This window comes from Paenibacillus faecis, from assembly GCF_008084145.1.
Lineage (GTDB): Bacteria > Bacillota > Bacilli > Paenibacillales > Paenibacillaceae > Fontibacillus > Fontibacillus faecis.
Genome location: NZ_VSDO01000003.1, coordinates 628,118 through 650,519 on the forward strand (window position 1 = coordinate 628,118; position 22,402 = coordinate 650,519).

A 22,402-nucleotide genomic window follows, 5' to 3' on the forward strand; every position below is an offset into this window, starting at 1 on the left:
GCCCTTGGATCGGATTTAGCGGGAAAAGTTCCATCTAATTCGAAGCGGAGTTGCGAATATACGCTATTTTAGGCGAATTAGCGGGAGGTTTTCCTGCTAATTCGCTTCAGCCTCCGCCTTAGCGTCAAAATAACGGGAGAAATTCCCGGTAATCGCACCCCTGCCCAGGTACAAGCCTGGGCAAGGAGAAGCCGCCGAACAAACAACCCTGAAACCGCCACGCGGCGGCCATCAGGGTTGTTTGCGTACTCCATCATTTATTTAGATTCCGCCGTCATGTTGATCTTCAACACATCGCCCGGCCGACCGCCGAAGACGATGAGGCCGTCCTCCGGCAGAACCGCGGTGCGGCTGCCGCCGGCGGCGGAGAAGCTCACCAGCGCGCCTTTCGCATCATAGACGACGAATCCCGCATGCTGCGGCTGATCGACCGTCATGGTCCGGCCTGCCGCCTCGCCGCCGATTTTGAACCAGCGTGCGCCGCCGCTCTCGGCCGGAATCGTGACGATGGACGAATCCCCGCCATAGATCGGCTTCACGGCGGCCTCCCCGACATACGTCCGGCCGGCGGCCCGCAAATATTCGACGCCGTCCTTGCGGAAGAACTCCAGATCGAAGGCATCGCGGCCGTTCATGACCGGAATTTCGGCGACGTTGACGGCGTGGTCTTCGTTCGTGATCTTTGCCCCGTTGGCATAGCCGCCGTCCTCGTTAAGCTCGATCTTCTTGGTCAGAACCGAAGGCGACAGGTAGAACAACGAATTGATCTTTTCGTCCAACGCATAGTAGGTCCGTCCATTCCGCTCCTTCCAAGCCTTGGAGACCGTCTCTGTCACCGGGTTATCGGCCAGCTTCTGGTACTCGTAATAAGCCATGACAGCCTGCCCGAGACCCGGAAACTCCAGGTGGCTTTTGACGCGGATGTACGTATGACCGTTCGTCTGTTCGTCGAAGCTGATGACGGTGCGGCCATCCGCACCCGTAAACTCGTCCCCGCCGGTGTACACGTACGTTTGCTCCGGAATCAAGCCCATCAGCGCGGGCAGCTTCACCTCCCCGTCGTCCACCGTGATCCGAAGTGTGGAGCCCACCGTTCCATACCATCCGGCATAGGCGCGCAAGCGGTCCGGCATGTCTTTTTTCACGGGCTCGGAGAAGGTTGGGGCCGGCAAAATCTCGGCGATGTCCCCCTTCTGTTTCAGGTAGGCCAGCAATATGTTCGTCGCCGCGGCCGTATTATAGACGGACGAACCGCCCGAGGTGAGCAAGGCTATGGAGACGTCCTCTTCCGGCAGCGCGATCAGCGCCGAGTGGTACATCAGCGTGTCCCCGCCTTTGGTCAACGCCTTGATGCCGTAGTCGCCGAACGGGGCCAGATCGACCGAATCCCAACCGAGCCCGTAACCGAACGTGTTCGTCTTGTCTTTGACCCAGACGCCTCTGCGGTACTCCGGCTGCTGCATAGCCGAGGCCGACGCTGCCGACAGCAGCTCGGGCTTCTCCCCCGTCAGCACTTCCGCGAACAGAGTCAACTCTTCGGCGGTCGAGTAGACGCCGCCGGTTCCGATCACGTTCGCGTTCTCCGGGGGCAGAGCGCCGGCGATCCCGGGGAAGCGAATCGGGTACAAGCGGCCGCGGTCGAACTCGTCCAGCGGCGTCTTCGTCGACGTCAGCTGCAGAGGCTCGCCGACATGACGAGCCAGGAACTCGCTGTAGCTCATTCCGCTCACTCGTTCCACGAGAATCTCCAACAATTGAAACCCGTCATTGGCGTAAACGGAGTATTCGCCCGGGTCGGATTTCAGCCGCTGGGACCGCAGGTTCTCAAGCAATTGGTCATGGTTCCCGGTATCGTTATCATCCAGCAGCATGCTGTTTTTGTAGTGAGAACCGTACAACCCCGCCGAGTGATTCATCAGCATGCGGGGCGTAATCCGTTTATACCGTTCGTCAGCCATTTTGAACTCGGGGATATACGCCGTCAGCGGCTCGTCGATATTTATCTTGCCGGCGTCCGCCAACATCATCGCCGCGGCGGTCACGTACATTTTGCTGACCGAGCCGATCCCGAACATCGCTTCTTTCGCTACAGGCGTCTTGCTCCCCGACTCCGTCACTCCGAGCCCTCCGGACAGCACGACTTTCCCTTCGTCCCGGATCGCATACTGCACGCCGGTTACGCCGTAGTTGTCCACGAGGACTTCCGCCAGTTGGCGGGCCTTGGTCCCGGTCAGATCATTTACCGCCGAGCCGCCGCTGGCCCGGGCGGCCTCTTCCGCGACCGGAAGCGCCAGCAGCAGAGCCGCCATCACTCCCGCACTCATCCGTTTCCACATCTTCATGGTTCGCCTCTCCCTCTCTCTGTTCGGATTCAGATCTTGCTTCTCATCATACAAAGAGTAAGTACAGAACGGACGAAAATGCCCTGAAACGAAAAAAAGAACCCCCGAACGGCATTAAGCCGGGGATTCCTGCGCGCTCAAGGGAAGAACGACCATGTTGTCGAACGTCCGCGATTCGGTTTCAATCGTCATATGGCCGCCGTATTTTTCGCAAATCCGCTGAATGTTCGTCAATCCGTAGCCGTGATAATCCGGATTCGCCTTCCGGCTGCGCAAATCCGATACCTCCTGGTCCACATGATTGCGAATGCGAACGAACAAGGCGGACTCGGTCGAACGGACCCGAATCTGAATATACCGGTCTTCGGCGATTTTAACTTTTTTGGACGCCTCGATGGCGTTATCCAGCATGTTCCCCAGCACCACGCACAAGTCGTACCGTTCGATGCCAAGGTTCGGGGTATAAAGCCGGAGCTCCGTGTCGATTCGGACACCATTGGCCTGCCCGATGTTGAGGGCGTTGGTTACCAGCGCGTCGACGGCCAGATTGCCGGTGTTTACCCGGTGGTAGGCATCTTCAATCTTGTTTAGCGTTACGCGGATATGCTCATTGGCTTCGTCCGTCCTGCCCTGTGCAATGCATTCCGCCACGTATAAGAACTGCTGATTTGTATCATGAATGATTCGTTTGACTTTTTTGAAGCTGTGCACGGTTTTTTCATAGTTGGCGTCCTGATAATCCATCTGATGCTGAAGCTGGGCATTCTCGTGGAGCAGTTGGAACTTGGCGATAACGGTATCGAGAATATAGACGACCAGCACGTTTAAGACAATAAAGCCGAACACCGAGAGGAAATAGTGAATATTCTTCTCGCTGTAGGCCGTCAGCACATTCACCTGATAGATGCTGATGACCGGTACGCTCAGGAACAACAGATAATAGCGGGAATCGAGGGGATAATTTTTTCGTTTGGCCAAAAAACGAATCATCTGAACGACGGCAAACATGACTGTACAGCTGACCAGCAAGCTCATGGCAAACAGTCGCTGCCCCGGTTTGGTTATCCAGTCCGAAGGGTCCGCCGTCACGGCAACGGAAGGCTCGATCAAATAGAGGGAAATGGAGTTCACCAGTGTGAGCAGGACCGCATAAAGCACGGAAAACATGATTTTCAGCTTGAGCTCCGCCTCGAACCCCAGTGCCAGGGAAAAGATGACCACGAGTCCCAGCAGCGAGGACCAGAGCGGAGTAATATAAACGGACATATACATCATGTTTAAGAAAACAAAGGCTATCATGTACACCCACTTCGACGGCTTGCCGCTCTCCTTGCCGAAGACGGAATTGAAGTAGAAATTCACCTGGACGGCCATAACCAGCGTGATCCCCAGGTTCAGCAGTGGCAGTATAAGGAGTTCCATGATCTCAATCCGCCCTCATCACCATAAATTTTGTGCAGGCATCCTTGACCTCTTTGATCTTGGAACGCCCGATGGGAAGCTCCATCCCGTTCGACATCACGACTTGGCCGCCGGCAAATTTATGCACGTGGAGCAGGTTAATCAGAACGGCGCGGTGAATTTGTAAAAAACGGTTCTCTTTCAGCGCCGTCGCGTAGCTGGAAATCAGTCCCCGGCCCTCGTGGACGGCATGGAGCGTGGTGAATTTCAGTTTGCCTTTGACCGTCAGGCTTTTGACAGCTTCGATGGCAATGATGTCATCCTGCCGAAGAACGATCTCCTCATGCGTCGATTTGATGATTAAAATGTCTTGCTCGCGTTCTTCAAAATAACGGCACAGCTTCAGCATCTTCTCCTCAAAGAGGTCCGGTTCGACCGGCTTGATCAGATATTGAAAAGTGACGACATCGAAGCTTTCCAGCATATATTCGGCGTAACTCGTCAGGAATACGATCTGTTCGCCGATCCGCTTCATCTCTCTCAGCTTTCGGGCGGTCTGGATCCCGTTCAGTCCGTTATTCATTTCAATGTCGAGGATGAGAATGTGAAAGGATTGTTCCCCGCTCTCATAATGCGCTATCAATTGTTCGCCGGACTCGAACGGCACGGCCTCAAATTCAACGCCGCTCTTGACCGACAAAGCCAGCAGCATCCGCTTGACCCGCTCTCTCTGCAGCGCTTCGTCGTCGCATATGGCAACCCGGTACATGCTTGTCTCACCCTTTCCTTCGGTGATGGAACATTTAGTTCTAGCGTAACATCCGGCCGCCCCGGCAGCAACAGAGCTTGGCAATTCAGCCCGGCTTGGGAGAGATGGGGATCATCGCATTCACGCCAAATTTTTTTTGCACATATTGTTCAGATTGGACCGGCGCCCGGCATCTCTATATCATGGCAGCAACATTTATCCGTCAGCGGGAGGCACACTTGTGGAAGCAAAGGAAGCAAAGGAAACAAGGGAACAAATCATGGAGGAAGACCTAGGGTTGGTGGAACGGGCCCGGCAGGGAGATACAGAGGCTTTCGGCGTGTTGATCGAACGCCACCGGGACAAGGCGCGCGGCATCGCCGAGCGGATGACCGGAGATCCGCATATGGCCGACGACATCGTCCAGGACGCGCTCATTCGCGCATTCATGCATGTCGGATCGCTGGTCGATGCAAGCCGGTTCCTTCCGTGGTTCCACCGGATTGTCCGCAACCAGGCGAACATGCGGCTCCGGCGCGGCGGCCCGTACCGCAAGGAGAAGCCGTTGTCGGCGTGGGATAAAACGCACGCGGAAAGGGTGGATTGGGAGAACCTCGACAGCATTCTCGGCCACTTGACGCGATCCGCATCCGAGGCGGCCCGCACCGAGCACGACCCGGCCGAACATTTGCTGCGGAAGGAGCTCTACGAGACGATTCGCGCCGTTCTTCACTGCCTGACACGCAAGGAGCGGTCCATTTTCGTGGCCTATTTCTTCCGTCAGCTGTCGCCGGACGAGATCGCCGCGATGCACCGGATGCCGGTCGGCTCCATCTACACCTATCTTCACCGTTCCCGCCGCAAGCTTCGTGAAGAGCATGTCCGCATCTCGCTCGGTCTGCTGCCCGAAAAGGAGGGAATGGCTATGAAACGGAGACGAATTCTGGACCTACCGCCGTGGCCCGCGCATGCAACGACCGCCGTCTCCCTGATCGACCGGATCGGCCATTTGCTGGCCGCACTCGGCGATCCTTGGGACACGGCGGAATTGATGGGTCTGTCGGGGTTTGCGTTTCGGATGAAAATTTCGAACAAAACCACATTCGCCGACGGGATCTATGTCTACGATTGGCGGATGACGATACACTCGGTTTTGCAAACGCTCGGATACCAATCATCCATCTTATGCGGCCAGCTCGCCGAATCCCCCGTTCCGCTGCTGGCGGCGGCCGAACGGTTTCCCGTCGTGCTGCCGATCGAAGAAGCCCTGTTGCCGTTCATCCGCAAATATATCGAACTGGGCAGGCCGGTGCTGTACTTCGATACGTTCGCCACAAAACCTTATGTGCACGAATGGGCCCTGATTTACGGTTATGACGACGAAGCGCGTGAAGTCATATTAACCGATCTGATGAAGCCGGAGGGAAAACGGATCTCCTATGACGACCTCGCGGAAAACCCGCTGCGCTTCCTCGTAGGCATCGACGGAGAGGCGAAGGCCTTCGTTCCGGCAAGGCCGTCCACGGCGAACGGAACGGAAGCCGCCGCGGCCGAACGGGTCGAGCGGACCGAACGGGCGATCCGCGAAGCGGTGCGTTATTCCCGCGAGGGCTGCGAATATCGCCCTATGACGGGGTATTTAACCTACACGTCGGGGCTCGCCGCGTATGACCGCTGGATTGGCCATCTCCAGTCCGGACACGCCAACCGGTACGGCATGGGGCAGTTGGCCTTCGTGTATGCGGATACGAGGCGGTATGCGGCGGACTATTTGCGGCGTGTGCCGCTTGAAGGCGAAGCCATGCGGCTTGCGCTGCTGGCATCGGAAGCTTATGAACAGGCCGCCGCATCGCTCGCCGCGTTAAGCAAGGACGTACCGTTCATACGCTCGACCGAGCTGCTTACCGATGAGCTGCGGGCCGTTTGCATTTCCCGACTTACGCAAGCGAAGGAATTCGAAACCGCCGCGGTCGGTTATCTGGAGAAAGCGATATGTGAATTGGAAAAGGAGAAATGAGCCGTGGCGCCAACAAAGATGAAGCTTCGCTATTTGACGCAGTTTGACCCTATGCGGGATCTCCTGGATGCAAAGACTTCGTTTGAGCAGACTCATCCGGAGGTAGAAATTTCGATCGAGCAGGCTGCCGATAACTTCGAATCGATGCAGGTATTCAAATCCGGCGAGTGTCCGGATATTATGGATGGCGGCGGATGGTATCTTTTTAATCAAAAGGGGTTATTCGTGGACTTGATGCCGTTCGTGGAGAGAGAGCCCGGTTTGGCGGACGATCTGCAGCCCGGGATTATGCGGGTGGCGCGTAAGGATGGAAATCTTCCGGGGCTCCCTATCGATATCGCACTCCCGCTGATGGTGATCCATAAGGAGATGTTCGAGAAGGCCGGTGTTCCGCTTCCCTCCGACGACTGGACGTGGGACGAAATGATTGAAATGGCCAAGCAGCTAACGATTCGCGACGAGGACGGGATCGCAACGCAATTCGGGCTCGGTATCGGCCAGGATATCGAGGAGATCGAGCCGTTCATCCTGCGAAATGGCGGACGTTATTTGTCGCCGGACGGCTCCACGACACTAGGATACGCGGACAGCCCCGCATCGATCGAGGCCATGCAGCGCGTAATCGACGCTTTCCGAGTTCACCGCGTCACCCGTAAACCGGGCGAACCGTCGAAGGCGGGGGACTTGCATGAAGGATTCGCGATTGCGCTGGGCTACACCTGGTACGTCGGGAACCTGATCCGGTTCGGGTTGGACGGAAGATTTCAGATCGTCCGCTTGCCCCGGATGCCGCGCGCCGAGGAGGCGAATATGATTTATATGGGCGCCGCCGGGATTACGACCAAGTGCGAGCATCCGGAGCTGGCATGGCAATTCCTTAAGCATTACATTCTCGAACGCCCCGAACGGTTCCGGCAGACGCAGACGCTGCCGTTGACAAAGTCGCTGGCCAGCGACAGCGGGATGACGGAACACCCGATCTGGGCCAAGTTTATAGAAGAACTGGATCATGTGCAGGCGAGCGGCTTTTACCTGAACGAGAAATGGAATTCTTCGCGGCAGCTCATCAATGAGGAAATTCAACGCATGATTCTTAACGAGGCGGACGTCGCCCAAACGATGCGCTCCTGGAGCAGGTATGCATAGAGGATACCCCTTTCACGGGAAATTCCCCCGTGAAGGGAGGCTGTGCGGGAGGAGAGGTGAGTGGGCAGGATAACCCCGAAACAAGATATCGGCAGCCATACCGTGTAATGGCTGTTTTTTCGGCTATTACCCGCCCGCGGCACTAGTTGTTGCATTAACCCGAAGGGCTAATCGCCGTAACCGCCTCTCTTTGAAGCCGGGCTGGTGGATAAGGGCCTTTTGAGGCGCTATTTTGTCGAAGTTGGCTCTTCGAGGTGAAATAGAGGTCATTTGGGGCCTTATTTTAGAGAAAGTCGGGCAAAAACTTGATTTTTAAGCTCGCACCAGAGAAATAAGGCCCTTTTTGACCGCTATTCTTCCCGAAAAAGCAAATCTGGACGAAATAGCAGCCCAAAACGCCGCTATTATAGCCGGCGGCCAGAGAGATTAGCGGATCGACAGCACCATGCCAGGTTTAATGCAACTCCTGTAGGCCGCAAGCCCGTTTCCGGTATAACGGGAGGGGCGTTTTCACCTTATTCCCCGTCCTGCGGCCAACCGCCCCACAAGTTCCCCATATGTCCATCCGGATCCCTAAAGGTGAAGCTGTAACCGCCTTGGGGTTTAAACACCATTTCCCCCACTTCCGCCCCCAGCTTCCTTAATTCTTCATAAGCTTCATGAATATTGTCCACCTGTAACGAAATGATCGGCTGAAGCCGCCCCTGGCTGTCCGTGAAGTCCAGCTTGGGGACCTCGGGCGAGTAAATCAGTCCCAGGCCGACTCCCCCGACATTTAACCAAGCCTCCGGGTCCCCCGGGGTATAGTCGAACGTGAACGGAATGCCCAGCATCTGCGTGTACCATCTCACGGAAGCGTCCAGATCACGTACGGGCAATTGGACGACAGCATAGTTTTTTACGTGGAATGCCATAATACTCCTCCTCTACAAGTTGTCCCCTCATTATAAACGAACGCCAGCCTTATCTTTCTCTTCCTTTCCCGGTCGCACTTTCGGGGCGGTAACCGCCTCTTACCCCTCAAACCGCTGCGTCTTGTACCACTTTGTTTTCCGTCCCGTCGCTTTATCGACGACCATGGAATAGAAGGCGCGCAGGGAAATCAGCAGGAATAGTTGAGCATAGGTGAAATAAGAGAGGCAAGATAAAATAAAGTTTTGCGTCGTGCTCTGCCCGATATCCGTGGCCAGCGCCAGATTGATCTGCAGTACAAACAGGTAATACATCAGTCCCCAAGCAATCATCAGGTACACGTACAGATCGTCCGCAAATTGGAACGGCATCGCCACCTCGGGATTAAACAACCCGATGAAGCCGTAAATCAAATTCATGACGATAATGATGTCCGAAATGATAATGGCCAGCAAAAACCAGAAGTAACTCGCCGTATAGTACAGCACGTGCAGTTTGATGCGCCAGCTGGACCGGTTGAACAAATGGTGGAGATTACCGATCACGACGGAAAAATTCCCCTTGGCCCACCGCTCCCGCTGCTTCAAGTACACGCCGAGCTGTTCGGGCTCCTGCTGATACGCCTCCGCCTGGGGCGCCAGCGCGATAAGCTGCCCTCTCGTCAAAATCTCGAACGAAATGGCCGTATCCTCCGTAATCGCCTCCGTATCCCAACCGCCGATGTCCCGGATCAAATCCGTTTTGATGATAAAGTTCGTCCCGGGAATCGTGCCCAGTTTAAACAGCTCCCATAATCCGGTGTGATAAATCCGTTGGGCCGTAACCAGTTCAAGGTTAATGCATTTGGACAGGAGGTTCTGCCCGCGGTTTCTCGCCTTGTTCCGTCCAAAGACCGCGCCGTAATTCTCCGGGTCTTCCATCGCCTTCTCGACCAGAAAAAACAAAGCGTTGCGCTCGGGCGCCGCGTCGGCGTCAAAAATACAGATCCACTCGTGTTTCGCATACTGCAGCGCGTCGTTGAGCGCACCGGATTTTCCGCCGGTTCCCGTCCGTTCAAAGATCATAAAGTCCCGGTCCCGAAACGCTTCCTTGCTTTTCAGCGCCTTTAGCTTTCCGGCGGTATCGTCACTGCAGTTATCGGCAATAACGATGAGCTGCACTTTCTCCTTCGGGTAATTCAGCCGCAAAATATTCTCCGCCGTCGCCGCGATCACCAGTTCTTCATTGTGCGCGGGCACCATGACAGTGATTGTAGGGAAGTGCTCCATTTGCTCCGGACCGGGAACCGTCCAATCCTTGCGGCTTTGTTTAAAAATAAAGCGGACGGCGCCCCACATGATCACAATCGATTGAAATACGGCCGCCCAAATACTAATTATTGAAAACACCAATAATAAATCAGCCACGGACTTTCCTCCGGTCATATTTTCGATTTACGCGTCTCCGAAAGACCAGCGTTGCAATAAACAATACCAGAACCGCAGCGGCAAAAATCAGGCTGACGATCCGGCATAGCGGAATAAACCAGGCGGTATAAGCCATCTCCTACTCCTCCTGTTGCATATCACCCTTTATGAATCGCGGGTCACTTTAAATATATTCTCCGATCAGGTCCGTCTCCGTATTGCGTTCAAGCGCGGATATGACCGCGTCGGTATCTTCATATTTGCTGAACTGTTCCTTCGTAAAGACCAGGGCTCCGGCGCGGATTACCAGCTTCAAATCCCGGTCCTTCCGGTCCAGGAAGGGAATGTCCATCAAGGCGTTTTTGATCCGGTCCGTCAGTTCCTTCAAATACTCGTGATTCGTCATCGGGAACAGAACAATAAATCTCCCCTGGTCCAGCCCGAACTTATAATCCTCGTAGCGGATTTGCTTCTGAATCTCCTCCGACAAGGAAGCGAGCAGCCGGGCATATCCTTGGGAGCCGAGCGATTCCCGCACCATCGGCAAAAAATCGATCTTAAACATAGCCAGACAGAAACGGTATGTATCGGAATACCGGTTGGCCAGATTCGACTGTTTCACAAGCGTTTGGGCAAAAGCTTCCTTATTCCCGAGCGAAGTATCCAAATCCACTTCCGGGTTTCTGCGCTGCAGTTCGTCAAGCCGCTCCATCATCCGCTTGGTGCGGATCAATCCGGCCTTGATAAACGCGGCGGCGGCCATATAGGCCGGGGGCAGCCACAGCCAGGATAGCGACAACACGTCCACCTCGGCATAAGACGCCAACCACACGAAATAGGCCACCAAATAAACGAAAATACAGACGACAGCCACCCCGGCCGGGAGTAAAAAACCGAGCAGCAGAGCCGCCAGGCTGCCTATACTGAACACCAATTCGAATGCCGTAAAAGATTGCTCCCGGAATATATTCACAAATACCAGCAGCACCTGGATGACCGCCAACCCGATCAGCAGGCTGTATCCCCAGACCATGCGCTGGATTAATCTCCTATTTCTCATGCCCACCTCTAAAATGTTTAAAAGTCATTACTTTCTCTTCAACGCATACTCCCCCAGGAGGGGGAGCAGATTATCAAAAATGTGGGTATTGGCCTCAAACACATACCCTCCAGGATAGCGGGAATCGCGCCCCTTGAAGGTCAGCATTCGTTTGTACAGTTGTTCGGCAAAAGACCGGTCCCCTTGTTGAAGGGCGAACTGGATGGCGAGGCCGTAAACCGAAGGGGACTCATACGTCACGGCCGCCGTCCGGTCGGCTCGCCTGTATTGTCCGAACAGTTTGCCCGTTTGTTTGAACTTCTGCTTCAGGAATTGATGCAGCGCCCCTTGATCTCTTTTCGTCTTCCCGGTATGAATGGCTACCATCAGCTGGTCAATCATATTTACGCTGGCTTCATACGAATACTCTCCGCTGACCACGTTGAACGACTTGGGATAAAATACACCGTCATCCGGCATGTCCTGCAGCAGCGTCTGATACCGCAGGTAGGTCTCCTCGTGCAGCACCTCTTCTTGCACGAGCCTCTTTAGCGTAGACAAATCCACATAGGCCAGAGCCAAAGTATCCGGGGACTCCTCTCTGGCGAAATCGTAGAAATCCACGAGGTATCCGTTTTTTTGCGAGTGGATCAGCAAGGTTTCCGTTAACCCCTTCGCCTTTGCACGCCACTCGGGATGACCCTTCCACTTCCCGGCCCCTTCCAGTAAAGCCCCAATAATCCGCAAGTCGTCGCCAAGCGCGTTCGTGCTGACCTCCAAACTTCCGTCAGGGCTTAGTTTCCAAGCGATGTAACTTTGATCCTTCGTGAAATAGCGGTCCAACGTTTCAAAGCTCTTATCAAAAGCGGCCTCATCGTTACCGGCTAGCGCCGCCTGCATCCATAACCCAAGCGACTCGGAGAGCGCCTCTCGTCCCGCCGCCATTTCCGGACTGACCGAGGGGGACTCTTTTAAATAGGTAGCCAAGGTGCCGTTGGGATTGGTCATATGCTTCGCAACGAAACTTTTCGTCGACTCTTTGCCTTCCGCGTAGGACAAACATCCCCCGATCCCCAAAGCCGCACTCAATAATAACCCGAACCCCAAGCCTAAAATTTTACGTCTGCTTCGCCTTAACAAACTAGGACCCCCGTTCTGTTGTGTCTCTCGTAGTCGTGATGTTGACGCGGTCTTCTTGAGAGGCCGATCTATTTGGAGCCTGGTGCAGTATTCTGGAATTAAATGAAAGTTTAATGTTTCCTCCACGCATTGTATCATTTTTTATCTGTACAAAAACTGTACAAGCAAGAAAAAAATCTCCGCACGCCAAAATCCCCGGTGAAATCCACCGAGGATAACGGTTGAGTTTAAAGTTTGGGTCAGGCCAAATACTCCGCCATAATTTGTTCGATATCGTAGGGAGTTACCCCTTTCTTCACCGAAAATACCATCCCCGCCTGGTCCGGACTGTCAACCCGTTCCCCGCGTGCCTGGGCATGCAGGCTGAACAGGTCTTGCAGATCGGGTTTCCGCATCGAGGTCATGGCTTTGCCCATAAGGACCATCCCTTTTTGGTTTCCTTCCACATTGTTGTAGTAATGGGGATGTCGCGTTAACGAAAGATCCGTCCAGATCACCTTACGGGTTACCAGATCCATAATGACGGGAATCGCGATCTGCGTATCGGCGGTGACGTCGATCTTGTTCTCCACGGTGGATGGCTCGAATATTTCCCCGGAGCCCGGTTTTTTACGCATCATCCAGCCCGCGAAGCACTCCGGCAAATCGCAATAAGGCTGTTCCGTAAACGAGTGCAGGGTGGCCACGATATACCGGCCTCCGTAATCGACAATGGAAGGGATATGCAGGTCAATAAACTCGCAGGCGCCCTGAGGAGCCGACACGATATCCCCGCTATGAACGGCACGGTATTTGGACGAGCGCAGGTTCGTATAGGAAATATGCTCCACGTACTGCCAGTTGCGGTCATACATGACGGCGGACAGGTCGATATCCACGCGGCCGGTGGGCTTTCCGTCGACGTTCCCCTCTTTCCACCAATTGAAGAACCGGATCGTGTCCCCTTCGCCCATCGGGAGGCGGCTTCCCCGCACAAGAGTGCGCAGCGCCTTGCTCGCCGAGCGTTGCGAGAACGGAACATGATAATTCTTCAATTCCGGATCGACATAGACTTTCCCAAGCGGAGGGAGCAAGGAGAAACGCCGGACCAGCGCTTCCTCGCACAATCGTACCGCTTCCCGGCAGACAGCCTCATCGATTTCCGGAAGGGTATCGGGAATCGCAAAAGCGTTAGCCACCCTTCCTTTCGGGAAAAAGACGCGCAGATCCTGCGGCTCGTTTCGGCGGGCAAAATGGTTTTTTACCTGCAGCAGCACCGGAGTCGATACCTGGTCCACCACTTCGCCGAACGCCAGCAATACATATTCCGGGTCTTCGGCGGTCCGAACCAGGTGATCCAGTCTTCTGGCAAATTCGCCGGGACGCTGCGTTAACAGATCTATGAGCGTCCACATATTTCGGTACTGGAACGCCAGTTCGACGCTTCCGTTGAAGGTCGTAAAGGGCTTGTTGTTCCGTAAAATAGCAAAAGCTTCCTCACATCGGCGAAAACGGTGTTTGTATTCGGAAGGGTGAAGAATCTCGCCCAAACGAATCCAGCGTTCCTTATACCGGAGCATATCCTCCGTGATTTGACCGCACTGTTCCAGCAGGCCCAGCAGCAGTCTCCGTTCACGCCGTTTAAATTTGCGGAAGCGCGTCGCCTCCGCCAGGCTGACATCGCCGTCCGACCAGGCCACGGCCAACCGCAGGACATCGGTAGCGGTTTTAAAATACCGCCCGATCAGCCCCAAATTGGCCTTGTCATGCCTCATCAAGGAGGCCGCTACGAAAGCGGCATTCTCCTTGAACGGAATCTCGGACGGTAGCATCGCCGCCAATTCATCCGGCTCCGCATGCTCAATAGCCGAATCGATATCCTGTTTGTCCATCTCTGAAATGGAGACCTTGGCTTCGATCAGTCGACGGATCATGAGATGGAATTCTTCCTTGCTTCCAAGATCGATGACCTTCAGGTTTACCTGATCGAGCAGTGTAGGCCTATCCACAGGAGGATATTCAGGGCATTCATAAGTCAGATAATGATAGATCGCATTCAAATACAGCTCCACGTCATCCTCCTGCATCACCTGCATCGGGAAGGCGGGATACATCGGCTTATATTCCACATGCGCGCCGACCATCACCCTTAAATCGGATACCAGCTCGCGATAAAACATTTCAAATTGCCCTTTGGATAAGGCAAGTACGGCGCGCATCAACGCATGCGAAAACGTAAAGCCAAGGGCTTCCAAGTTTTTTAACGCCGTCGCCAAGCAAGCTTTGGGAAGTGTGTTCGCCATGTTCGCCTCTTGCCCTGGCTCGACGATCACCTTGTTTGCTCTTCGTAAAAAAATCGTACTTATCATAATTAAAGAGTCCAGGAAAGCCATATCCCTAATTCAATAAGGGAAGTAGAAGGAAGGAATATGATAGCCTGGACGCCTCCTCTCCGGATGAAAATCCTTCAGGAAAGCCGCGACCCTAATTCGCCAAATGAGTTTAGAAGGAAGGATCGCGATAGCCTGAAGGCTCAAAGGCTCGAAGTCCGTGACCCGATCGCTTTGATGTACCCATCATCGCAGAGTTTGCGGCGCACCAACAGGGCGAAAGTATTACGACTTGTTGAATAGCGGTGGCATTCGCCCAAAAAAAGCTCTTCGAACCCGCCTTCATACGAGTATCGAAGAGCTTTTATTAACGTTCCCTCAGAGCATTCGCGATCCGCTGATCCGGTACGAACCAGATGACCGCAACGAGTACGAAGAAGCAGCCGGAGATCCAAGGACTCACATAGGCGCTCAAGGCCGCAACCAAGTAGAGCAAGGGAGATAATTTCCCTTTCCAGTCTTTGCCCAGCGCTACGACGAAGGAAGAATCGCCGGCATGCTGGTTGCTGATCGTACGCTGAAGCAGCCAGTACGAGAACGCCGCCAGCAGCAAAATAAGGCCGTACAGCGCCGTTGGTGTAGCCGCAAAATGGCTTTCCCCCATCCAGGCCGTTGTGAACGGCACAAGGGATAGCCAGAAGAGAAGCAGTAAGTTGAGCCACATCAACCGCCCGTTCATCGTTCGAACCATATGCAATAGATGATGGTGATTATTCCAGTAGATACCGACATATACGAAACTGAAAATGTAGCTAAGCAGTTTCGGGCCAAGTCCGATAAGCGCCTCCCAGTTGTGGCCTTCCGGCACTTTGAACTCCAGCACCATGATCGTAATGATGATCGCCAGCACGCCATCGCTAAACGCTTCCATCCGGTTTGCTTTCAGAGGGGCTCCCCTTTCTCGCTTCTCGCGTCTTTTTCTATTCGACACCAGTAACTTTGCACATCCCCCTCCACCCTGTCAAGAAAAACTTCACGCTTTTACCCCATAACGTTCACGAATCCTACAAAAGGTTGGGTCGGAACCGTATTCAAAAAATGCTCTCGCAGCCGATATACCTTAAGTATTAAATTTTGAAAATTATCCCAACTGGGAAACTTGGAGGTCGTATTCAATGGCAAAATCATGGACCGTCCTGGTCGATGGCTCACCACACGAAATCGGCATTAAAACGGGGCTCTTTAAATGCAAGATCACCGTGGACGGGGCAGAAAGACGGGTGAAGAGCAGAAGCACAGTGATTCGGCTCATCGATGAACCTATAGTTATCGGGAGCAAAACCCTGAACCTGACTGCAATTGGAGGAAAAGTGGATTTGGCGGTTGACGGTTTCTATCTGAATTCCGCAAAACCTTATATCCCACTCAGCAATATCCCGGGCTGGTCAACGGCTATTATGCTGATTCTCACGATATTCGGCTGGCTTGTTGCAGGGCCGGTCAGTTGCTCCATCGGTGTACTGGGAGGGGTATCCGTCGTTTCAAATTCACTGGCACCGGGGCAGAAAAGCCGACTCCCCGTCTGTCTGGCCATTACGGCCGCCACCGTGGGGCTCCAGATTGCATACCTTTTTCTTCGGTTGCAGCTCATGTATTGATTCACAATTCCAGTAGGAATACATAGCCGATGTACCAGGAAATACATAAAAAGATATGCCGACATTATCGGGTGGAAAATGTTCTAGCGCACTTTCTAACCCTTCCAACTCCAAAAAGATGCAAATCTGCAGGTATTTTAGGCCGGTCCCCAAGGGAATTCGAAAAAAGATGCAAATCTGCAGGCATTTCTGACGATTTTAGAGAAACGAGCCGATTGCGTCAAAAATTCCTGCAGAATTGCAGGAATTTTGAAATTATTGTTCCAAACAGAAAAAAAACATGCACATATGCAGGAATTCTTTATCAAGGTTGTCTGATGGGGCACTAGCACCCCGGATACTTTACCACCGGCCACTTTTGCTTCCGCAGGGCGTTCATCGCTTCGGGGCCCAGGTTAAGATTGTCTTGTACCAACTGATGAGGCGTCAGCGCCATCCATTGATTCAAAGAAACATCCTGGAACCGGTCGCTCTTAAACATTTCCAGAAACCATAGGCTCTGGTCGCCCGTGTTCTGAATGTAATGTCCATAAGCAAAAGGGACGTACCCCACATCGCCAGCGCGATAATCGAACGTCCGGGCCGTGCCGTTTGCGGCAAACACCGTCATCCGCCCCATTCCCGAGATGTAATACTGCCACTCGTCATTGTTCGGATGCCAGTGCATTTCCCGCATGCCGCCCGGCTTGATCTCAACCAGAGCGGCGGCAATCTGGGTGGAGATCGGAAAGTTCGTGGAATCGACGATCCGCACGCTCCCTCCCGGAGTTACCAACGGCTTCTGCGCAAGCAGCCGATGCGAAAACGTTAAAGGAACCGTACCGTAGGGGTCCGCTACCTGCTGGCTTTCCAGAGAGCCGGGCACATTAGCCTGAAAAATATATCGCTGTTCTTTCGGGATATGAGCAAAGGCGCTTGCCGGCACTCCGAAATTCGCGGCCAATACGTCCTTCGGCGTATGCGCAAACCAATCGGAGATCGACAACGTATTGAGGTCCGAGAAATTCCCGTCGTCAAAAACGAGTAAGAACTCGCAGCCTTCCTCCAATCCTTGAATCGAATGCGGAACTCCGGGGGGAAAGTACCACAGGTCCCCCACGCCTACATCCGCTATAAAATTCCTCCCGTTCTGATCGACCGCCGTGATCCGGGCCCGGCCCACCAACATGATGGACCATTCCGCCTGCTGATGCCAATGCAATTCCCGCACGCCCCCCGGCGTAAGTGCCATGTTCACCCCGGCGAGCGTCGTCGCGGTCGGAAGCTCGCGAACGGTCACCTCCCGCGACCAGCCGCCGTGATTCAACTGCATATGCGCATCGGAGAATGAAAACTTCAGGTTGGGGATCATTCCGGCGTCCGTAACGGGAGGAACCAGCAAATCCGGGTTCTCACAGTCGCGCAGAATATCACGCGGACCCAAGTCCCACCAACCTGCCCCATCCTGCCTTATCGGCTGCGGGGTAGGTCCCGTCGCAGCTTGGTGAAGCGGGTTATTTTCCACAGTATCACTCCTCCTTCTCTACTTGCCACTAATCTAAACTATGCCGGGTATACCTATCCCAATCCCAAACCTCCCGCGACTTTTTCGGAGATATACGTAAAAAAGCCCCCAACCTGCCAAGGGGGCAATATATCATCCTATTTAAATATTGGCCGCAACGTTTCGTGCCTGCTCGTCCAGCTTTTGTGCATAATCTACGATATTGTCAAAATCATCCAGGGTCACGCGAATCTGCTGCTGACTCTCCACGACGGAAGACTGAACGCGGCGGATACCTTCCGAAATCTCGGAAATTTCCTTTGCAATGCCGTTGATGGTTCCCTGGATTTCGATGATGGAGTCCGTCACTTCATTGGCCAGCTTGCGCACTTCCGTAGCCACGACATTAAACCCTCGGCCATGCGGTCCCGCGTGGGCCGCCTCGATGGTGGCATTCAGGGCGAGCAGGTTGGTTTGTGAGGCAATGTCGCGGATCGTCTGCACAATCCCCTGGATCGACTTGGCCTGCTCCTGCAGCTGCTTCAGGGTAAGGTTGTTATCCTCCGAAACCTCGGCAACCCGGTCGACACTCCAGAGAAGCTCCCGACTTCGGCTGATTCCCGCTTCCGCACGCTGATTTAACCCCTGGGAGGTTGTCTCCAATTCCCTAACCACTGTAGCCAGGCTGGATTGACGTGTCGTAATATCCGTCGCGATTTTAAATACGCCAATAATCTCGGATTCCCTTTCATCATAAATCGGCATATAGGTGGCTTCCAGCCATACCGCTTCCCCGCGGGCATTTTTCCGTTCTATTTTATCCTGAAAGCTCTGCCCCGACAGTAAGCCATCCCAAAACGCTTCATAGGCCGGCGAGTCCGCAAAAGAATCGAAACAGAAATCGCGATGCCGCATGTTCCTAATCATATCTACGGAATATCCCATCGCGTTCGCAAATACCTCGTTGACATAAGCCACCTTTCGGTCAGTGTCGAAACGGATCATGGCCAAATTCCGCTCCAGTGCCCTGACGACCAGCCCGTCCGTTACCGCTTGATTGTTCATAATGATAAATTTGTCGACCTCCATCATGAAAAAAATAGGCAACTCGGTTTCAGTTTAGCAAAGAGAACTCGACAATAAATATACAGATTCAAAAGGATTCCGGCTCCATGCGGCGAAAAACTCTAGGCAGGATAAGCTTTTTTCGCCCATTCAAAGGATGGATTAAACCCAAAGCGAGGATATAACGGATGAACCTTCAATTACTCTATCATGAATATTTGAATCTAAAATTTAATAGAGGTTTGCCTCCCGTGCAAATGGACCGCTTCGAATACGATTATTGCGAAGACGGCAGAACAGCGTTGTTCCTGACCGGCCGAGATGATGCGCTCTTTACGGACTGGACGGACGAATTACAGCCGAGAGATCCCCACTACATCAGGAACCCCGACTGGAAGCCCGTACTCTCGGATATTTTCAAGCAGATGGATGTATATGATGAACTGGTATTCTACTACCTGTTGTTTACGATCAACTCGACGACGACCATAGCCAATCACAATCCGTACGGCGCAATGAACGATTTCATGAAAAACTATTGTTTCACCCAGTTGTCGCAATTGGGGGATGTCTCCGCCATAAGCGAGGAACGGAAGCGCCAATTAAGGGAGTTCTTCTTCTTTTTCTACCTCTATGCCCACCCGGTAAATGAGGAAACCCTCTACGCCTTTTCATTCCGGGAGCATGAGTTGGTTCATACGAAAACCAATATAGAGATGGAGCGCTATTTCTCCGCATATCACGATTATTACCGCGAGCATATCGACAAGTTCAGCGGGAAGATCCTCCTGTCCCCCCAGGAAATCGAGGCCTGCAAAAGCCTCACGTTGGAGCTGTTGAGTTCCCTTGAAGGAAAATCGGCCAAGCTGACCCTGCCGCCGGAAGAAGGGCTGGAGGATGTGCTGCGGCTGGTTAACGACGTTGATGCGCTGATTCGCACTTATTCGGAAAATAGAACGCAGGTGTTCGAGGTCATGGCCGGGTTTCTTGCGGACAACCACTCCAGTCCCTACCGCGATCACGGTTTCCGGACCCTGCTCCAGCATTATGCTTGTTACATCCTGTATTTTAAATTTGATGAGATTCATCATTTGGTGGATTACTTTAAAAGCAACCCAGCATGGTGCGGGAAGATCATTAACCACCTGTTTGCGGATACCATCTTTCTACAGCGAATCATGAGGCTGAACCACATCGATATTACCGAACATAAGCGGGTGATCGAGTTTTTTGGCGAGGAGGCCCGAAGGATTTATCTGTAAACCAAAATCGGGGCACCGCGATGGGTGCCCACTTCATTCTATCCTTCCTCGATCTCATACAAAGACCTATCCAATTCCCGAATGAACGGGGTCCATTCTCCCGCGGCGTACAGCAACAGCCGATGCATGGCACGCGTGCACGCCGTATAAAACAGCTTGCGTTCGCTCTCCCGATGATACGTCCGCGAGGAGGCGTCATAGATGAGAACAGCGTCGAACTCAACCCCCTTAGCGAGATATACAGGGAGAATCAGCGTTCCTTGTTCAAAAGAGGGAGTGTTCTTCGTCACATGCTTCAGCCCCTGGCACCCCTGCGACATCAAGAGGTCATAGGCTTCTTGGCTTTCGGCCGCCGTCTTCGTAACGACGCCGATGGAGACGAAGCCTTCCGCTTGAAGCGCCGCTATGTGCTCGGCGATCCGCGCCGCCCGCCGCTCCCCGCTGCCCGCGTCGCAGAGGAACGGCTTCAGGCCGATTCGTTCAAAGGGCACGATCTCCTGGCCGTCCGGCAGCAGCGACCTTGTGAATTCCACAATCTCACGGGTCGACCGGTAACTGCGAAGCAGCCGAAACAGGTTGGTTTCGGCTTCCCCGTATAGCCGGACCAGCGGCGAGTCGCCTCCGTAAAGTTCCGTGGCCTGAGCGAAGATAGCCTGGCCGAAATCGCCGAGCACCGTCATGCGGGCCCGGGGGAACATTTTTTTGAGGAACTCGTATTGAAACAGCGAATAATCCTGGCCCTCGTCAATGAACACATGCCGGATTTCCGTGTTTGTCCGCACGCCCTCGATAAGCTCTTTTAAGTACAGATATGGCGTTGCATCCTCATAGAACAGTTCGAGCCGGTCCAGCTTCTCCCGGGTCTGCCCGCAGATTTCCGTCCAAAGCGAAGGGATCTCCGCGTGACCGGTTATCTCCCTGAACGTCTCCCCTTCCGCAAACAGCTGGCTGTACAACCCGACCATATCGATGAACTTCATCCGCTTCACGCTTCGTTTCAGCGGCTTGAACTGCTCCTTGACGATCATCCGCCGCAGCATTTGTTCCTCCCGGTCGGCATAGTCAAAGTCAGCTTCATCGGGTCGGCGCTCCCCTTGGAGCCTTTCCTGAACTTCCTCATATTGTTCGGCGAAATCAAAAACGCCCCGATCCTTGTGCAGCCGTTGAAACGCCTCGGCATACTGATCCTTGTCGAGATAATCCAGTTCCTCCTGTACCCAAAGCTCCTCCCGTTCCTTCTTCTCCAGCGAAACCAGTTCACGCAGCAGCCACTCCTGCAGCAGGGCGATGCGGTTGGTCATACGGATGGAGGGATCATAGCTGTAAAACTTGGCCTCCATCCGCTCGGCCGGAATCAGGTCGCGATCGCGGAACCGGATGCTTTGGAACCGCATGCCCGCTTGCTCCAACCGCTCCGCATAATTCCGGAGCGCTTGCAGGAAGGCGGCGGACGCTTTATATTGAATGCCTTGGACCCGGGCCTCATACCCCTGGCCGGCATGTTCCGTCAAAACGTATTCGATTTGGTCGAAGGGGTCCTCCAGCCGAAACGTATGGCCCAGCCAGTAGTCGAGGTACTCCTGAAAGGTCGTTTGCTGCATGTTCTCTTCCCCCAGCTCAGGGAGCACCGTGGAGACATAGCTGTTGAACATCGGATTCGGCGAGAAAAGAACGATTTGATCCGCCTTTAGACGCTCACGGTGCGTGTACAGCAGGTACGCCACCCGCTGCAGCGCCGCCGAGGTCTTACCGCTTCCGGCCGCTCCCTGAACAATGAGCATCCGGCTTTTGTCCTCGCGGATAATCGCGTTCTGCTCTTTTTGAATCGTCGCGACGATACTCTTCATTTGATGGTCCGCGCCTTTTCCGAGCACCTGCTGCAGCAATTCGTCGCCAATCGTCACGCTCGTGTCGAACACGTTTCGCAATTGCCCCTCACGGATCTGATACTGCCGCTTCAAGGTCATCGTTCCCGTGATGGGTCCACCCGGCGTATCATATCCGGCCGCGCCGGGGGAATGATCGTAATACATGCTCGCGATGGGAGTGCGCCAGTCATAAACCAAGAAACGCAGGCCATCCGCATCGACGAAGGAAGAGACGCCGATATAAACTTGCTCGACAAAACCCAGGCCATCCTCATGGAAATCGATTCGCCCAAAGTAAGGGGACGACAGCAGCCGTTTCATGCTCTTCCATTGCTGGGCACGCAGACGGTGGCTTCGCTCCCGCTCGGACAATAGCGCTTCCTGCTGCCGGATGCTGTAGAAGGTTTCTTCAAAATCCTCATCCGTGCTGGTATTTACGGTGACTTCTTCCCAAAACTGCTTGCGGATGCCCGTCACCTGCTCATGCAGCCCGGTCACCTCCGGCTCCAGCTCGGCGATCCTGGCTTGCAGCTTCTCCGTGACCTCGTCCAACCGTTCCTGTTCTTGTTTCCAATCCTCAGCGCTGATCATCTTCCGCCTGCACCC

17 protein-coding genes are annotated in these 22,402 nt (G+C 54.0%); 4 read left to right on the forward strand and 13 right to left on the reverse strand.

The annotated features are described in order from the left end of the window. Positions 1-257 precede the first annotated feature (257 nt). The 3 genes from FRY98_RS16245 to FRY98_RS16255 form a co-directional block, all read right to left on the reverse strand. A complete protein-coding gene (locus tag FRY98_RS16245; protein ID WP_170287119.1) occupies positions 258-2,336 on the reverse strand; it encodes a serine hydrolase domain-containing protein in 2,079 nt (692 codons plus the stop codon). A 120-nt stretch (positions 2,337-2,456) separates the two neighbouring features. Then, positions 2,457-3,764, reverse strand: coding sequence for a sensor histidine kinase (locus FRY98_RS16250; protein ID WP_148453810.1), 1,308 nt, complete (start codon positions 3,762-3,764; stop codon positions 2,457-2,459). A gap of 4 nt (positions 3,765-3,768) precedes the next feature. Continuing rightward, on the reverse strand, positions 3,769-4,512 hold the full coding sequence (locus FRY98_RS16255) for a LytR/AlgR family response regulator transcription factor (RefSeq protein WP_148453812.1): 744 nt from the start codon (positions 4,510-4,512) through the stop codon (positions 3,769-3,771). A 220-nt stretch (positions 4,513-4,732) separates the two neighbouring features. Between FRY98_RS16255 and FRY98_RS16260 the strand changes: the two genes are divergently transcribed. Both FRY98_RS16260 and FRY98_RS16265 read left to right on the forward strand, forming a co-directional pair. After that, positions 4,733-6,508: an RNA polymerase sigma factor gene (locus tag FRY98_RS16260; protein ID WP_148453814.1), complete on the forward strand. Its 1,776-nt coding sequence runs from the start codon at positions 4,733-4,735 to the stop codon at positions 6,506-6,508. 3 nt (positions 6,509-6,511) lie between these two features. After that, complete coding sequence (locus tag FRY98_RS16265) at positions 6,512-7,654, forward strand: extracellular solute-binding protein (RefSeq protein ID WP_148453816.1); 1,143 nt, start codon at positions 6,512-6,514, stop codon at positions 7,652-7,654. Positions 7,655-8,169: 515 nt separating this feature from the next. On the opposite strand, the gene FRY98_RS16270 is transcribed toward FRY98_RS16265, so the two are convergent. From FRY98_RS16270 to FRY98_RS16295, 7 genes are all read right to left on the reverse strand, one after another. After that, positions 8,170-8,568: a VOC family protein gene (locus FRY98_RS16270; protein WP_148453818.1), complete on the reverse strand. Its 399-nt coding sequence runs from the start codon at positions 8,566-8,568 to the stop codon at positions 8,170-8,172. A gap of 99 nt (positions 8,569-8,667) precedes the next feature. Beyond that, on the reverse strand, positions 8,668-9,972 hold the full coding sequence (locus FRY98_RS16275; protein ID WP_148453821.1) for a glycosyltransferase family 2 protein: 1,305 nt from the start codon (positions 9,970-9,972) through the stop codon (positions 8,668-8,670). Further along, complete coding sequence (locus FRY98_RS28455) at positions 9,965-10,108, reverse strand: hypothetical protein (RefSeq protein ID WP_170287107.1); 144 nt, start codon at positions 10,106-10,108, stop codon at positions 9,965-9,967. The genes FRY98_RS16275 and FRY98_RS28455 overlap by 8 nt, the downstream gene beginning before the upstream one ends. A gap of 48 nt (positions 10,109-10,156) precedes the next feature. Continuing rightward, positions 10,157-11,032, reverse strand: coding sequence for a GGDEF domain-containing protein (locus FRY98_RS16280; protein ID WP_148453823.1), 876 nt, complete (start codon positions 11,030-11,032; stop codon positions 10,157-10,159). Between the two features lie 27 nt (positions 11,033-11,059). Beyond that, a complete protein-coding gene (locus FRY98_RS16285) occupies positions 11,060-12,100 on the reverse strand; it encodes a glycosyl hydrolase (RefSeq protein ID WP_249043434.1) in 1,041 nt (346 codons plus the stop codon). Between the two features lie 290 nt (positions 12,101-12,390). After that, positions 12,391-14,499 (reverse strand): TerD family protein, encoded by a 2,109-nt coding sequence (locus FRY98_RS16290; RefSeq protein ID WP_211373309.1) that lies wholly within the window; start codon positions 14,497-14,499, stop codon positions 12,391-12,393. Positions 14,500-14,827: 328 nt separating this feature from the next. Next, positions 14,828-15,406, reverse strand: a complete 579-nt coding sequence (locus tag FRY98_RS16295) for a TMEM175 family protein (RefSeq protein ID WP_148454552.1) — start codon at positions 15,404-15,406, stop codon at positions 14,828-14,830. A 229-nt stretch (positions 15,407-15,635) separates the two neighbouring features. Between FRY98_RS16295 and FRY98_RS16300 the strand changes: the two genes are divergently transcribed. After that, positions 15,636-16,118: a hypothetical protein gene (locus FRY98_RS16300; protein WP_148453827.1), complete on the forward strand. Its 483-nt coding sequence runs from the start codon at positions 15,636-15,638 to the stop codon at positions 16,116-16,118. 325 nt (positions 16,119-16,443) lie between these two features. Here the strand turns inward: FRY98_RS16300 and FRY98_RS16305 are convergent, their stop codons facing one another. Both FRY98_RS16305 and FRY98_RS16310 read right to left on the reverse strand, forming a co-directional pair. Next, complete coding sequence (locus FRY98_RS16305; RefSeq protein ID WP_148453830.1) at positions 16,444-17,622, reverse strand: oxalate decarboxylase family bicupin; 1,179 nt, start codon at positions 17,620-17,622, stop codon at positions 16,444-16,446. 141 nt (positions 17,623-17,763) lie between these two features. Continuing rightward, on the reverse strand, positions 17,764-18,693 hold the full coding sequence (locus FRY98_RS16310; RefSeq protein WP_249043435.1) for a methyl-accepting chemotaxis protein: 930 nt from the start codon (positions 18,691-18,693) through the stop codon (positions 17,764-17,766). A 161-nt stretch (positions 18,694-18,854) separates the two neighbouring features. Here FRY98_RS16310 and FRY98_RS16315 point away from each other — a divergent pair, with 161 nt between their 5' ends. Next, on the forward strand, positions 18,855-19,928 hold the full coding sequence (locus tag FRY98_RS16315; RefSeq protein ID WP_148453832.1) for a hypothetical protein: 1,074 nt from the start codon (positions 18,855-18,857) through the stop codon (positions 19,926-19,928). A gap of 38 nt (positions 19,929-19,966) precedes the next feature. Here the strand turns inward: FRY98_RS16315 and helD are convergent, their stop codons facing one another. Next, positions 19,967-22,387: an RNA polymerase recycling motor HelD gene (gene helD, locus FRY98_RS16320; RefSeq protein ID WP_148453834.1), complete on the reverse strand. Its 2,421-nt coding sequence runs from the start codon at positions 22,385-22,387 to the stop codon at positions 19,967-19,969. Positions 22,388-22,402: the final 15 nt, after the last annotated feature.

Coding starts and splice junctions, on each gene's coding strand:
- helD (WP_148453834.1), bottom strand. CDS start 22,387: ATGATCAGCGCTGAGGATTGGAAACAAGAACAGGAACGGTTGGACGAG.
- FRY98_RS16310 (WP_249043435.1), bottom strand. CDS start 18,693: ATGATGGAGGTCGACAAATTTATCATTATGAACAATCAAGCGGTAACG.
- FRY98_RS16250 (WP_148453810.1), bottom strand. CDS start 3,764: ATGGAACTCCTTATACTGCCACTGCTGAACCTGGGGATCACGCTGGTT.
- FRY98_RS16245 (WP_170287119.1), bottom strand. CDS start 2,336: ATGTGGAAACGGATGAGTGCGGGAGTGATGGCGGCTCTGCTGCTGGCG.
- FRY98_RS16280 (WP_148453823.1), bottom strand. CDS start 11,032: ATGAGAAATAGGAGATTAATCCAGCGCATGGTCTGGGGATACAGCCTG.
- FRY98_RS16255 (WP_148453812.1), bottom strand. CDS start 4,512: ATGTACCGGGTTGCCATATGCGACGACGAAGCGCTGCAGAGAGAGCGG.
- FRY98_RS16315 (WP_148453832.1), top strand. CDS start 18,855: ATGAACCTTCAATTACTCTATCATGAATATTTGAATCTAAAATTTAAT.
- FRY98_RS16270 (WP_148453818.1), bottom strand. CDS start 8,568: ATGGCATTCCACGTAAAAAACTATGCTGTCGTCCAATTGCCCGTACGT.
- FRY98_RS16300 (WP_148453827.1), top strand. CDS start 15,636: ATGGCAAAATCATGGACCGTCCTGGTCGATGGCTCACCACACGAAATC.
- FRY98_RS28455 (WP_170287107.1), bottom strand. CDS start 10,108: ATGGCTTATACCGCCTGGTTTATTCCGCTATGCCGGATCGTCAGCCTG.
- FRY98_RS16290 (WP_211373309.1), bottom strand. CDS start 14,499: ATGATAAGTACGATTTTTTTACGAAGAGCAAACAAGGTGATCGTCGAG.